The following is a 13,804-nucleotide window of genomic DNA, read 5'->3' on the forward strand; positions in this document are numbered from 1 at the left end:
CCCTATTGCCTTCCGGAACGATCAACGCCGTGCGTCCCGGCTCCCCCACCTCTCCCGTCAGACCTCGTCAGAACGTTTCGCCGCACCCGCCCCGTCACGTCCACACAGGCCACCCACTCTTTCGGGTGAGGGGGATATCGCCCCCTATACCCGATTCCCTGGCACTTACGGGCGGCAAAGGAGCGATCCGGTGCACAAGGCCAACCGTTCGGCGGTAGGAAAGAGGCGGTGACAGGGGTACGGAGCAGCAGCGGTGTAGAGGGAGTGCAGGGGTGAGCCAGCCTGAGATGCAGCCCGAGGGGCTCCCCAAGGAGCAGGACGGGAGGCACCGGGGAGATCTGCGCGGCCGGACCTTCCCGCTCGGCGACTGGGGGGAGCCCGCTCAGCGACTCGACGAGCTGTACCGGTGGGTGGAGAGCGGCGCGCTCCTCCTGGCCGACTGGTATCTCGCCGACCGCGCCTGGAAACGCCGTTGGGCCCGCGCCCTGCGGGTGGCCGCCGCGGTCTTCGCCGTGGTCGGCGCCGCGCTGCCGCTGCTGGAGCTGACGAAGGCCATCCGCACCGGCTCCACCTGGGCGTTCCTCGCCCTGCTGGGCGCCGTCGCGTGTGTCGCCTGCGACCGCTACTTCGGGCTGACGACGGGCTGGATGCGCGCGGTGTCCACGGCGCAGGCGGTGCAACGGCGGCTTGAAGCGCTGCAGTTCGACTGGGCGTCGGAGTGTGTGCGCGAGGTGCTGGGCCCGACCGAGGGGACGGCGAGCGAGGCGGCCGAGCGCTGCCTGACGGTGCTGCGCCGCTTCTCCGAGGACGTCTCGGAGCTCGTCCGCGCCGAAACCGCCGACTGGATGGTGGAGTTCCGGGCCGGTCCGGCGCCCCTGCTGACGCAGTCGCTGGTCGCGTGGGGGCCGCGCGGGGAGAACGGCGGGCCCGTCGGCCGGTTCCCGCTGCCGCCCGGCTCCCGGCCGAACATGCCCCGGCAGCGCCCGCCGGAGTCGCCCCGCTGAGGACGCGGACGAGAACGAGGACGAGAACGGTCCGGCCCGGTACGCCCGTACCGGGCCGGACCGTTTCCGCGGAAGCCCGGCCGGTCAGCTGAACACGATCATCGAGCCCTGCCCCAGGCTGCGCGTGACCGCCGCGTGCAGCCCCAGCCAGACGTGCCGTTCCCGGGCGAACGGGCTGTCGTCCGCCGGCCCCGGCGCGGCCCGTTCGTCCAGGGTCGTGGGCTGCCGGGGGGCGGCGGGCGCGGCCGGCGGGTTGCCGGGGTCGATGCCGAGCACCGGTGCCACGCTGAGGAGTTCGCGTAGCAGACCATGGCTGGATCCCAACGGTCCGCCGCCCTCCAGCAGTTCGTCACTCGTCAGCGGATGCGCGAAGTCGACGGGCACATAGGCGCCCGCGTGGTCGTAGTGCCACACCAGGTGCGACTGCTGGGCCGTGGTCTCGAACATCTCCAGCAACTGCTCGTAGTCCCCGCCGAGTTCGTCGACCGGGGTGACGGTCAGCCCGCACAGGTTCAGCAGATGGGCGCGGCGCAGGAAGTGGAGCGCGTCGTAGTCGAAGCCCGCGACCGGGGCCACGTCCCCGGACAGGCCCGGCATATAGCCGAAGACGGGGACGGGGGGCAGTCCGGCCGCGCCGAGGGCCCGGTCGTAGACGGCGATCTCTTCGGCGAAGGGGTTGTCGGGGCTGTGGCACAGCACGTCGACGAGGGGGACAAGCCAGAGGTCACATGCCACGTGAGCTCACTCTCTGTTCGCCTTCAGTGCGATGGTCGGGCCAGGGTAGTGCCGCTGAGCTGGTTGTCACACAGGGGCGACGGACATGGAGGAGCGGGTTCCGTCCGGTTTCGGGCACGTCCGGATCCCCTCGGGGACACCCGGGTTCACACCCCGTCCCGCACGTCCCACACCCAGACGCCGCCCACCCGCTCCGGCGCCCGCCCGGTCAGCCGTTGCAGGGTCTCCCGCAGCGGAGCCCCCTGGTCCTGCGGCGGCAGGACGATGGCGTCGGCCCGCCAGGTGGCCAGGTCCCGGCCGAAGGCGCGCCGCGTCCGCTCGTCGACGTCCGCCGTCCGGCCGGTCTCGCGGACCTTCTTCAGCAGCTCGGACGTGACCGTGGGCACCGGGCCGTAGATGCCGCGCCGGTCCGGTCCGTAGGGCCCGTTGAAGTAGCCGCCGGGCAGGGCGAAGCCGAAGTCCGCCCGCACCTGCCAGTCCAGCGCCGCGACCTGCCCCGGGTCGGGCACGGGTACGGGCACCAGCGTCCGGCCGGGCCGGACGTGGTCCCGCCAGTGCCCGTCCGCGACGAACGCCGGCACCGGCGCGCGCTCGACGGTCCGGTACGGCGTCGGCAGCAGCGGCACCAGCGCCGCGGCCAGCGCCGCCCAGGCCAGCAGCCGGCGGCTCTGCTCGCGATCGCCGCGCGGCCGGCGGGCCGCCGCCCGGTCGCAGGCCAGGGCGAGGAGGATGCCGAGGGCCGGGACGCAGACCATGGCGGTACGGGACTCGATGACGGACTCGAACAGCGGCAGCTCGCCCACGACCCGCCAGGGTCCGGGCAGCGTGTGGACCGTGCCCGGCAGCGGGATGTCCCGGCCGAGCGACAGCACGGCGGCGGCGAGGGCGGTGAACCCCAGGGCGCGCACCAGCGGCCGCCGCCGCATCCGGACGACGAGGACGGTCGCGAGCAGCACCAGCGGCCAGCCGAAGAACGCGTTCTCCTCGGTCCGGTTGAGGGACAGGGCCGCCGCCTTGTGCTCGTCCCCGGCCAGCGACCGGGTCGCGAACTCCAGCAGCGCCATCGGGTTGTTGCCGACCGATCCGTGGAGCACGCTGTGGTAGCTCTGCGCCCCGAAGAACTGCCGGTACAACGGCACCGCCAGCAGCGGCACCGCCACCGCCGCCGCGACGCCCAGCCCGCGCAGCAGCGGCCCGGCGGCCGCCCGCGCCGCCGCGGGCGCGGCGACCGCGTACCCGAAGGCGAAGAGGAGCAGCCCGGTCACGGCCAGCAGCAGCACCTCCTCGCCGAGGAAGACCTGGTAGACGAGGAGCAGGCCGAGGATCACGCCGTCGCGCCGGATCCGCCGGCCCTCGCAGAGCCGCAGCGCCCGCTCGATGATCAGCGGGATGACGAAGAGCACGGCGAAGTTGGGGTGCGCGGTGCCGTGCGAGACCATCGGCGGCGCGAAGGCGCAGAACCCGCCGCCCAGCGCCGCCGCCCACCGGGCGCGGACGAAGCGTTTCGCCAGCAGCCGGTACCAGGCCCAGGCCGTGGCGGCCACCCCGCCGGTGAGCACCACCGCCCAGGTGACGTGCGGGCCCAGGGCCAGCGTCAGGGGCGCGAGGGGGACGGAGACGCCGAGCATGGCCGTGTTGGCCATGAGGTTGACGCCGTAGGGATGGTTCTGGAGGTCGGTGAAGAACGGATCGCGCAGGTGGGCGACGTTGTCCGCGGTGACCGCGAAGAACCACTCCCACTGCTGCTGGTCGGAGGCGGAGTCGACGAGGTACGCCGCGTTCGGCGCGGCCCACAGCCCGCCGTACAGGAAGAGGGCGAGCAGCAGGTAGAGGCCGGCGATGGCGGGCCCGGCCGGGTGGACCGCCCGGATCCGCAGCCGGACCAGGTCGCCGAGGACGGCGGCGTACGCCGGCGCGCGCACCTTGGAGCCGGGCCGGTGGTCCCAGCGGACCGGCACCTCGGCGACCGCCCAGCCGCGCTGGCGGAAGAAGCGCAGGATCTCGACGTCGAACGCCCAGCCGTTCAGCCGGGACGCGGCGAACGCGATCCGCGCCCGGTCGCCCTCGAAGAGCTTGAACCCGCACTGGGTGTCCCGCACCCCGGGCGCGGCCAGGGCGCGGATGACGCCGGCGCCCGCCCGGCCCAGGGCCTCGCGCAGGGCGTGCTGGCGGATGCCTATGCGCGATCCCGGCAGCGCCCGGGAGCCGACGGCCGCGGCGGCGCCCTCGTCCAGCCGGGCGGTCAGGAGCGGCAGTTCCGCGATGGGCGCGGCCAGGTCGGCGTCGGTGACCAGGACGCGCCGGCCGCGCGAGGCCAGCACGCCGGTGCGGACGGCGTGCCCCTTCCCGCGGTTGGCGGGCGAGCCGAGCAGCCGGACGCGGGGGTCCTCGGCGGCGGCGGCCCGGACCACGTCGGCCGTGCCGTCCGTCGACCCGTCGTCGACGACGATCAGTTCCCAGGTGTCCGGCCCCTCCGCGTCGAGGTGGGCCCGGATCGCCTTGAGGCTGGGTGCGAGGCGGTCTTCCTCGTTGTAGGCCGGGACGACCACGGACAGGCCGACGGAGCCGGCGGCGGGGGGTCCGTCGGCGGGCGGCGGCGGAGGGTTCTGGGACGTCATGTTTTCCAGACGTGTCCGGGTGATCGTTGGGTTGCACACCCGGATGCGATCGGCCCGGAAAAGTGACCGAAAATACTCGTCATGCCGGGCGCTTCGCCCGGGAGTGTCCGAAATTCGCCCCTACGTCGGCTCGCGTCTCCCGCTCCGCCCGCGCCCCTCATCCCGTCAACGACCTGATCAGCGTCAGCGCGTGCGTGTTGTACCCCGTGATGATCCGCTGCACCGCCCGCCCCTCCTGCCGGGCCAGTGCCTCCACCATCTCGACGTGCCCGCACCACAGCCGTCCGCGCAGGTCGCCGACCCGGCGCAGCAGCGGCACCATGAAGACCCAGCACTGCACCCGCACCCGGTCCAGGAAGTCGGAGATGTAGGGGTTGCCGACGAGGGCCGCGAACTCCCGCCAGAAACGCAGGTCGTAGCCGATGAGGATGTCGAGGTCCCCGGCGTTCGCGGCCCGGGACGCCTCCTCGGCGCGCCGCCGGACGGAGGCCAGTACGGCCGGGGTCGCGGCGCCCAGGGCCTGCTCGGTGGCGTGCCGGAACATCCCCTCCAGCATCATCGTGCGCGCCTCGACCATGGCGAGGAAGTCCGCGTACGAGAACTCCCGCACCCGGTAGCCCTTGTGCAGCTCGACGTGGAGCAGGCCCTGGGAGCACAGGTCGAGCAGCGCCTCGCGGACGGGGGTGGCCGAGACCCCGTAGCTCTCGGCTATCTCCTTGACGGTGAACTGCCGTCCCGCCGGGAGCCGGCCCGCGATGACCTCCTCGCGCAGGGCGTCGGCGATCTGTGAGCGCAGCGTCGTGCGCTTGACAGCGTCGCTGCCGGGCATGGTGTCCGTCTCCCCTTCCGTGACCGCGCGCCGGCGCGCGAACGGCCCTCGCAACAAGATAGGCGAGGGCCGCCGGGGAGCGTACCGGCCCGTCCGTGCCCGGAGGGGTCCCGGTGCCCGTCAGCCGGTGTGCGCGTCGGCCACGGTGAGCGCCTCGTCCAGCAGGGCGAGGCCGTCCTTGGCCTCCGTCTCGGTGACGGTGCACGGCGGGACGGCGTGCGTCCGGTTCATGTTGACGAACGGCCACAGCCCCGCCGCGCGGCAGGCGGCGGTGAAGGCGGCCATCGGGGCGTTGTCCTCCCCGGAGGCGTTGTACGGCACCAGGGGCTCCCGGGTGGCGCGGTCGCGGACCAGCTCCAGCGCCCAGAAGACGCCGGTGCCGCGCACCTCGCCGACCGACGGGTGGCGCTCGGCGAGCTCGCGCAGTCCGGGGCCGAGGACCTCCTCGCCGATCCGGGCGGCGTTCTCGACGATGCCCTCCTCGGCCATCGCCCCGATCGTCGCCACGGCGGCGGCGCAGGCCAGCGGGTGCCCGGAGTAGGTGAGGCCGCCCGGGTAGGGGCGCCGGTCGAAGGTCGCGGCGATCTCGGCGGAGATCGCGACGCCGCCGAGCGGGACGTAACCGGAGTTGACGCCCTTGGCGAAGGTCAGCAGGTCCGGGACGACGTCCCAGTGGTCGGCGGCGAACCAGCGGCCGGTGCGGCCGAAGCCGGCCATCACCTCGTCCAGGACCATGACGACGCCGTACTTGTCGCACAGCTTCCGCACCCCGGGCAGATAGCCGGGCGGCGGCACCATGATCCCCGCCGTGCCGGGCACGGTCTCCAGGACGATCGCCGCGACGGTCTGCGGCCCCTCGAAGACCAGCACGTCCTCCAGGTGCCGCAGGGCCCGCTCGCACTCCTGCTCCTCGGTCTCCGCGTGGAACGGGGAGCGGTAGAGGAAGGGGGCCCAGAAGTGCACCACGCCGGCGGAGGCGGTGTCGGAGGGCCAACGGCGCGGGTCGCCGGTGAGGTTGATCGCGGCGGCGGTCGCGCCGTGGTACGAGCGGTAGGCGCTGAACACCTTGGACCGCCCGGTGTGCAGCCGGGCCATGCGGACGGCGTTCTCGACGGCCTCCGCGCCGCCGTTGGTGAAGAAGATCTTGTCGAGGTTGCCGGGCGTCCGCTCGGCGATCAGCCGGGCCGCCTCCCCGCGGACGTCCACGGCGAAGCCGGGCGCGATCGTGCACAGCCGCGCGGCCTGCTCCCGGACGGCCGCGACGACCTTGGGGTGCTGGTGGCCGATGTTGGTGTTGACGAGCTGGGAGGAGAAGTCGAGATAGCGGTTGCCGTCGTGGTCCCAGAAGTACGAGCCGTCGGCGCCCGCGACGGCGAGCGGGTCGATGAGGGCCTGGGCGGACCAGGAGTGGAAGACGTGGGCGCGGTCGGTGGCCTTGACGGCGGCACCTCGGGACGGATCGGGCTGCGTGCTCACGGGCGGCGACCTCGGCGGTTCGGCGGTTCTCTGGCGGAGCTCCCATGCGATGCCGGCCATGGGGCTGTCCTGCGCTGACGCGGGCCCAGCGTACGGTCCCGGCCCGTCCGGAGGCACCGGCACACTGTCCGGAACACGGCACGCGCGGCGACACACTGCCGGATCCGCGCACCCCGTACGGGGCCGCCGCGGCCCCGCGAATCACCGCGCCGGAAATCCCGATTCGCCTCGGTTTCGCATGCTACGTTCGTCGCGAGTTGCAGTGGTGGTACCCATATGACATGTGCGCCCGACGGTCTGTGACCTCGGGCGCATTTCTCTTTCCGGACCCCGGCCTCCCCGGCCCTCCGGAACACCCTCCCAGCCCCCGTCCCCCCGGAATTCCGCGCCGTGCGGAAATCCCGCGCACCCACCTATCGAGGAGTCACCTTGGCTACCGGCATCGTGAAATGGTTCAACTCGGAGAAGGGCTTCGGCTTCATCCAGCAGGACGGCGGCGGCGCCGACGTCTTCGCGCACTACTCCAACATCTCGACCACCGGCTTCCGGGAACTGACGGAGGGCCAGAAGGTCACCTTCGACATCACCCAGGGCCACAAGGGCCCGCAGGCGGAGAACATCATCCCCGCCTGAACCGGCCGCACCCGGAACAGAGGGCCGGAGCCCCGCACTTTCCCGCGCGGGGCTCCGGCCCTCTTGCCGTACGACTATCCTCCGGCTCTGGAACAACGGGGGAAATCACGGGGGGAAGGAGTGCTGACGGCATGGATGCCCTGTCGCCCGAAGACCCACGCACACTCGGCGCCTACCGGCTGCTCCGCCGGCTCGGCGCGGGCGGCATGGGCCGGGTCTATCTGGCCCGCTCGGACCGCGGCCGTACGGTCGCGGTCAAACTCGTCCAGCCGGAGCTGGCCGGTCGGGAGGAGTTCCGCGACCGCTTCCGGCGCGAGGTGCGGGCGGCCCGCCGGGTGGGAGGGGAGTGGACCGCCCCCGTCCTGGACGCCGACACCGAGGCGGCGGTGCCCTGGGTCGCCACCGGCTACATCGCCGGGCCCTCCCTGCGGCAGGTGATCGGACGGGACTTCGGGCCGCTGCCCGAGCGTTCCGTCCGGATCCTGGCGGCGGGGCTCGCCCGCGCGCTCCAGGCCATCCACGCCGCGGGCATCGTCCACCGCGACCTCAAGCCGTCCAACGTGCTGATCACGCTCGACGGGCCGCGCGTCATCGACTTCGGCATCGCGCGCGCCCTGGAGACCGTCACCGACGGGGACGGCCTCACCCGCACCGGCGCCGCCGTGGGCTCCCCCGGCTTCATGTCGCCCGAGCAGGTGCGCGGCCGCGAGGTGACACCGGCCAGCGACGTGTTCTGCATGGGCTCGGTGCTCGCCTACGCGGCGACCGGGCGGATGCCCTTCGGGACGTCCGACAGCGGCGTCCACGCCCTGATGTTCCGGGTCGCGGAGGAGGAGCCGGACCTCGCCGGCGTTCCGGAGCCGCTGCTGCCGCTGATCACCGACTGTCTGGCCAAGGACCCCGCCGCCCGGCCCACCACCGAGCAGGTGCTGGAGCGCACCGGTGCCCGCGAGGAGCTGGCCGACCTGCGGTCCGCCGAGCCGTGGCTGCCGGCCGGGCTCGTCGCCCAGCTCGGGCGGCACGCGGTGGGGCTGCTGGACGCCGAGGACCCGGTGGAGGCCGATACGCCGCCGGGTCCCATATCCGCTGCCGGAATACCCACTGCCGGAACGCCCTCCGCCGGGACACCCGCGTCCGAGCGGCCCACGGACGTCGTCCCCCTCACGCCGGGGACGCCGCCGTCCGCGTACCCGCCGGTGGACCCCGCGACCACGACGGCCGCCACCACGTCCGTCGGCCACCCCGGCGGCTCCGGTGCCCATCCGCCGCCGCCCGGCTACGGGTACCCGCACCACCACCCCGGCCCGTACGGCCCGCCGCCCGCCGCGTACCCGCCGGCCCCGGCGCCGGCGTCCCGGTCCCGGAAGCCGCTGGCGCTCGTCGCCATCGCGGCGGCGGGACTGCTGGCGGGCGCCGGAACGGTGTACGTGGTGAAGCACCAGTCCGGGGACAAGGCGTCGCCCGCCCCGACCGCGGCCCCGCGGAGCGGCGGCGACGCCAAGCCCGGCTCCAACGCCGGCAGCACCCCGCCGACGCCCTCCACCAGCCCGTCCGCGACGCCGACGGCCACCGGGGTGGAGCGGTACAAGGGCACCTGGCAGTCGGAGTTCGGCACCGCCGGGCACCGCAGCAGGCGCGTCCTCTCCGTCCGGCCGGGCGTCTCCGGCGCCCTGGTCGAGATCACCGGCGACGGCACCCTGGACGACGGAACGAGCTACCGCTGCGTCTGGGAGGCGTCCGTGACCGGCGGCGCCAACGCCACCGCCCCCGGCCCCCTGGCCCTCGGCCCGTCCACCGTCACCAGCGCCCAGCCCGCGTCCGCCTGCCAGCCGGGCTCCCCCTCGGAGCTGGTCCTGCTGCCGGACGGCCGGATGCGCCGCGACTTCGTCGACTCGGGGACGAAGGACGCCTCGCTGGTCTACTCCAAGCAGTGACAACGCTCCGAGCAGTGGGAACGGGGAGCGCCCCGGTGGCCGTGACGGCCACCGGGGCGCTCCCCGTACTGCGCTCCCGTTACGACAGGAACGAGTTGATCTCGATCGTCTCGGTGCGGCCCGGGCCGACGCCGATGGCGGAGATCGGGGCGCCGGACATCTCCTCCAGCGCCTTCACGTACGCCTGCGCGTTCTTCGGCAGGTCGGAGAAGGTCTTGGCCTTGCTGATGTCCTCGGACCAGCCCGGCAGCATCTCGTAGACCGGCTTCGCGTGGTGGAAGTCGGTCTGGCTGTAGGGCAGCTCCTCGACGCGCTTGCCGTCGATCTCGTACGCGACGCAGACCGGGATCTGCTCCCAGCCGGTGAGCACGTCGAGCTTGGTGAGGAAGAAGTCCGTGAGGCCGTTGACGCGGGTCGCGTAGCGGGCGATCACCGCGTCGAACCAGCCGCAGCGGCGGTCGCGGCCGGTGGTGACACCGCGCTCGCCGCCGATGGTGCGGAGCTTCTCGCCGTCCTCGTCGAACAGCTCGGTCGGGAACGGACCGGCGCCCACGCGGGTGGTGTACGCCTTGAGGATGCCGATCACCCGGTTGATCTTCGTGGGGCCGACGCCCGCACCCGTGCAGGCGCCGCCCGCGGTCGGGTTCGAGGAGGTCACGAAGGGGTACGTGCCGTGGTCGACGTCCAGCAGGGTGCCCTGGCCGCCCTCGAAGAGGACGACCTTGCCCTCGTCGATGGCGTTGTTCAGGATCAGCGTGGTGTCGGCCACGAACGGCTTGATCTGGTCCGCGTAGCCGAGCATCTCCTCGACGATGCGGGCCGGCTCGATCGCGCGGCGGTTGTAGAGCTTCGCCAGGATCTGGTTCTTGAAGTCGAGGGCCGCCTCGACCTTCTGGGTCAGGATCGACTCGTCGTAGAGGTCCTGGACCCGGATGCCCACGCGGTTGATCTTGTCGGCGTAGGTCGGGCCGATGCCGCGGCCGGTGGTGCCGATCTTCCGCTTCCCGAGGAAGCGTTCGGTCACCTTGTCGACCGTGGTGTGGTACGGCGTGATCAGGTGCGCGTTGCCGCTGACCAGGAGCTTCGACGTGTCGACGCCGCGCTCGTTCAGTCCGCTCAGCTCGGAGAGCAGGACCGCCGGGTCGACGACGACGCCGTTGCCGATGACCGGGGTGCACCCCGGCGAGAGGATCCCGGAGGGGAGGAGATGCAGCGCGTATTTCTGGTCACCGACGACCACCGTGTGACCGGCGTTGTTGCCGCCTTGGTAACGCACCACATAGTCCACGGAGCCACCGAGCAGGTCGGTGGCCTTTCCCTTGCCCTCGTCACCCCACTGAGCACCGAGCAGCACAAGTGCGGGCACAGGCGTACACCCCTTCCGGGCGGGGCATGTCCAACGTGCGACGGGTGGCGTGAGCCCATGTTTCAGGGCGTCCACCACCGCGAGAGCCGTCGAACCGGTGCCCCGGATAGACGAAGCCCCTGGCGCAACAGCGACAGGGGCTCTTGCACCGAGAGGTTACCTGAGGAAGGACGAACGTGTCGGCTGCAGACCCGACTGGACAGCAGCTGCTGATCGTCGTCGACCCGGTCGCACGGCGCGTGGACGGTGAATCCGTGCGGATCGCCAAGGACGTGCTGACGGCCGGGTCGATGGCCAGAATCTGCCTCCCGGACGGCCCCGGCGAGGTCGCCCGGGCCGTCGCCCGGCGCGGCCGGCGGCGGACGGTCGTCGTCGGCGACGACCGCGCCTTACTGCGGGTCGTCGGGCTGCTGCACCGGGAGCGGGAGCTGATGGACGCGTCCCTCGCCTGGGTGCCCGTCGGCCCGCTGCCCGCCCTGTCGGTCGCCCGCGCGCTGGGCGTCCCCCTGGGCGCCGTGGCGGCGGCCAGGGCGGTCCTGGACGGCGTCGAACGGCGGCTGGGCCTGCTGGCCGACGAGGACGACGGCGTGGTCCTCGGCGGGCTCTGGGCGCCCGCGGAACGGCCGCGGACCCGGACCGGCTACACGGCGGCGCCCCGCCCCGCGGACCGCCCGTGGTGGTCCCCCGCCGCGCGGACGGCCCGCACCGCCCTGGCCCTGCTCTCCCGCCCGGCGGCCCGGCCCATGACCGGCCCGCGGCTGCGGGTGGAGGCGGACGGGGTACTGCTGGCCGACGAGGACCGGCCGCTGGAGCGGGTGGCCGTCACGGCGGCCGGTGGGCTGGCGGAGGTGTCCGTGCACCCGCAGGGCGCTGTGGCTCCGCTGCGGTGCCGCGCCCGGACGGTCACCCTCTCCGGCCCCGACTTCCGTTACCGGGCCGACGAGCGGCTGCGGGGGCCGGTGGGGGAGCGGACGTGGACGGCGCTGGGGGAGGCTTGGCGGTTGGTGTTGCCGGGGTGAGGAGCCCCAGCCCCGCCCTTTCACCGTTTCTTGCAGGAGGGCCCGCACCCCGGCATCGCGGCTTCGCCGCGAGGTCCTCAAACGCCGGACGGGCTGAATCAGCCCGTCCGGCGTTTGAGGACAAGGGGGTCTGGGGGCGCAGCCCCCAGGAATCGGCGAAGGGGCGGGCCTGGGGCTCAGCCCGCCGCAGGCGCCCCCGCCCGCTACCCACCCGGCGTGATCAGCCCCGCCTCGTACGCGAACACCGCGGCCTGCGTCCGGTCCCGCAACCCCAGCTTCACCAGGATCCGGCTCACATGCGTCTTCACCGTCGACTCGGCCACCACCAGGTACTCCGCGATCTCCGCGTTCGACCGCCCCTGGGCGACCAGCACCAGCACCTCCGTCTCCCGCTCCGTGAGCTCCCCGATCCGCTCCTGCGTCGGCTGCCGCGGCGTGCCGAGCCGTGAGAACTCGTGGATGAGCCGCTTCGTCACCGTGGGCGCGAGCAGCGCCTCGCCGGCGGCGACGACGCGGACGCCGTCGGCGAGCTGCCGGGCGGAGGCGTCCTTGAGCAGGAAGCCGCTCGCCCCGGCGCGCAGCGCCTGGTAGACGTACTCGTCGAGGTCGAAGGTGGTGAGGACCAGCACCTTCGCGTCCGCGTCGGCGGCGACGATCTCCCGGGTGGCGTCGATCCCGTTGAGCCCGGGCATCCGGATGTCCATGAGGACGACGTCGGGGCGCAGCTCCGCGACACGCTCCAGCGCCTGGCGCCCGTCCACGGCCTCGCCGACGACCTCGATGTCGGTCTGGGCGTTGAGCAGGACGGAGAAGCCCTCGCGGACCATCATCTGGTCGTCGACGATCAGCACCCTGATGCTCACGCGGCGGCCTCCGCCCGGACGTCGACGGGCAGGAAGGCGCTGACCTCGTAGCCACCGTCCGCCGTCGGCTCCGCCGTCATCTCCCCGCCGAGCATCCCGACGCGCTCGCGCATGCCGAGGACGCCGTGGCCGGCGCCGGGCGACGGCTTGGCGGTCCGGTCGGGCGGCCCGTTGACGACGCGCAGGCCGAGCCCGCCGAGGACGTACGCGACCTCGACGCGCGCCGTGGAGCCGGGCGCGTGCCGCAGGACGTTGCTCAGCGCCTCCTGGACGATCCGGTACGCCGAGAGCTCCACGCCCTGCGGCAGCGGCCGCACCGCGCCCGTGACGACGTGCTCGACGGTGAGCCCGGCCTGCCGGACGTTGGCCAGCAGCCCGTCCAGCGCGTCCAGGGTCGGCTGCGGGGCCTCCGGGGCGTCGAAGACGTCCGAGCTGTCGGAGCGGATGACGCCGAGGACCCGGCGCAGCTCGGTGAGGGCGGCCACGGCGTTCTCCCGGATGGTGGCGAACGCGGCGGCCAGCTCGGGCGGGGTGTCCTGGACGCGGTAGGGGGCCGCCTCGGCCTGGATGGCGACGACGGACATGTGGTGCGCGACGACGTCGTGCAGCTCGCGGGCGATGGTCGTGCGCTCCTCCAGGACGGTCCGCCGGGACCGCTCGACCTCGGTGACGGCCGTCTGGACGGCCACCTGCTCCCGGGATTCCCGCAGCACGCGGAACGCGAGGACCGCGAAGAGCAGGACGCCCGAGATGACGAGGTACTCGAAGAGCGAGGGGCCGGCGATCACCGGGTGGATCACGGTCAGGAAGACCCCGATGCCCGCCGTCGCCAGCCACATCTCGCCGGCCACCCGCGGCCGGCTGCGCATCGCGACGAGCAGCATGACCAGGGCGTGGACGGCGAACGGGATCGACATCGACAGGCCGGACCCCATGACGGCGACGCTCGACAGGAAGATCACGGCGACCGAGCACCACCACGCGCCGATCGGCCGGACCAGGGTCAGCAGGATGGGCACCCCGACGAGCAGCGAGGTCATCGGCGTCCCGCCCTGCACCAGCGCCTGGAGCATCAGGAACAAGGTGAACGCCACCAGCGCGGCGTGCGGCAGCCACCGGACGTAGCGGCGGGTCGCGCGCGGCACCATGGCGAGGAGCCGGCTGCCGTCCGCGAGCGGTGCCAGCGGCCGGAAGGCGAAGGCGTCGGCGAAGAGGTCGCGGTGGATGCCGTCGAGGGCGCTCTTCAGCACGAGCAGCTCACTGCGGAGGGTCGTCCCGGGGGAATGGTTCACGCGTTCCACCGTAAGCATCCGGACGGCGTACGTCG

At 73.3% G+C, this 13,804-nt stretch carries 11 protein-coding genes; 4 read left to right on the top strand and 7 right to left on the bottom strand.

The window, feature by feature from the left end; genetic code table 11:
- The first annotated feature begins 287 nt into the window (after positions 1 to 287).
- Positions 288 to 1,004, top strand: coding sequence for an SLATT domain-containing protein (locus ACH4PU_RS06820; protein ID WP_185944428.1), 717 nt, complete (start codon positions 288 to 290; stop codon positions 1,002 to 1,004).
- 84 nt (positions 1,005 to 1,088) lie between these two features.
- Here ACH4PU_RS06820 and ACH4PU_RS06825 read toward each other — a convergent pair whose 3' ends face one another.
- The 4 genes from ACH4PU_RS06825 to ACH4PU_RS06840 form a co-directional block, all read right to left on the bottom strand.
- Entirely contained in the window at positions 1,089 to 1,739 is a 651-nt protein-coding gene (locus tag ACH4PU_RS06825; protein ID WP_185944384.1) for a hypothetical protein, read from the bottom strand.
- A 146-nt stretch (positions 1,740 to 1,885) separates the two neighbouring features.
- Positions 1,886 to 4,357, bottom strand: coding sequence for a dolichyl-phosphate beta-glucosyltransferase (locus ACH4PU_RS06830; protein WP_398267136.1), 2,472 nt, complete (start codon positions 4,355 to 4,357; stop codon positions 1,886 to 1,888).
- A 157-nt stretch (positions 4,358 to 4,514) separates the two neighbouring features.
- Positions 4,515 to 5,186, bottom strand: coding sequence for a GntR family transcriptional regulator (locus tag ACH4PU_RS06835; protein WP_398267139.1), 672 nt, complete (start codon positions 5,184 to 5,186; stop codon positions 4,515 to 4,517).
- A 120-nt stretch (positions 5,187 to 5,306) separates the two neighbouring features.
- Entirely contained in the window at positions 5,307 to 6,662 is a 1,356-nt protein-coding gene (locus ACH4PU_RS06840) for an aspartate aminotransferase family protein (RefSeq protein ID WP_398267142.1), read from the bottom strand.
- A gap of 429 nt (positions 6,663 to 7,091) precedes the next feature.
- Here ACH4PU_RS06840 and ACH4PU_RS06845 point away from each other — a divergent pair, with 429 nt between their 5' ends.
- Both ACH4PU_RS06845 and ACH4PU_RS06850 read left to right on the top strand, forming a co-directional pair.
- Positions 7,092 to 7,295 carry a cold-shock protein gene (locus ACH4PU_RS06845; protein WP_185944380.1) on the top strand — a complete coding sequence of 68 codons (204 nt, stop codon included), beginning with the start codon at positions 7,092 to 7,094 and terminating at the stop codon, positions 7,293 to 7,295.
- Between the two features lie 131 nt (positions 7,296 to 7,426).
- Positions 7,427 to 9,229 carry a serine/threonine-protein kinase gene (locus ACH4PU_RS06850; protein ID WP_398267145.1) on the top strand — a complete coding sequence of 601 codons (1,803 nt, stop codon included), beginning with the start codon at positions 7,427 to 7,429 and terminating at the stop codon, positions 9,227 to 9,229.
- 79 nt (positions 9,230 to 9,308) lie between these two features.
- On the opposite strand, the gene ACH4PU_RS06855 is transcribed toward ACH4PU_RS06850, so the two are convergent.
- Positions 9,309 to 10,595: an adenylosuccinate synthase gene (locus tag ACH4PU_RS06855; RefSeq protein ID WP_398267148.1), complete on the bottom strand. Its 1,287-nt coding sequence runs from the start codon at positions 10,593 to 10,595 to the stop codon at positions 9,309 to 9,311.
- 176 nt (positions 10,596 to 10,771) lie between these two features.
- On the opposite strand from ACH4PU_RS06855, the gene ACH4PU_RS06860 reads away from it, so the two are divergent.
- The gene (locus ACH4PU_RS06860) at positions 10,772 to 11,614 is read left to right on the top strand and encodes a diacylglycerol kinase (protein WP_398267151.1); all 843 of its coding nucleotides are present in this window, start codon (positions 10,772 to 10,774) and stop codon (positions 11,612 to 11,614) included.
- A 203-nt stretch (positions 11,615 to 11,817) separates the two neighbouring features.
- On the opposite strand, the gene ACH4PU_RS06865 is transcribed toward ACH4PU_RS06860, so the two are convergent.
- Positions 11,818 to 12,477 carry a response regulator gene (locus ACH4PU_RS06865; RefSeq protein WP_398267154.1) on the bottom strand — a complete coding sequence of 220 codons (660 nt, stop codon included), beginning with the start codon at positions 12,475 to 12,477 and terminating at the stop codon, positions 11,818 to 11,820.
- Positions 12,474 to 13,787 (bottom strand): sensor histidine kinase, encoded by a 1,314-nt coding sequence (locus ACH4PU_RS06870; protein ID WP_398267157.1) that lies wholly within the window; start codon positions 13,785 to 13,787, stop codon positions 12,474 to 12,476. The genes ACH4PU_RS06865 and ACH4PU_RS06870 overlap by 4 nt, the downstream gene beginning before the upstream one ends.
- Between the last annotated feature and the right edge of the window lie 17 nt (positions 13,788 to 13,804).

It is taken from the genome of Streptomyces sp. NPDC021100, from assembly GCF_044333095.1.
In the GTDB taxonomy this organism is placed as follows: domain Bacteria; phylum Actinomycetota; class Actinomycetes; order Streptomycetales; family Streptomycetaceae; genus Streptomyces.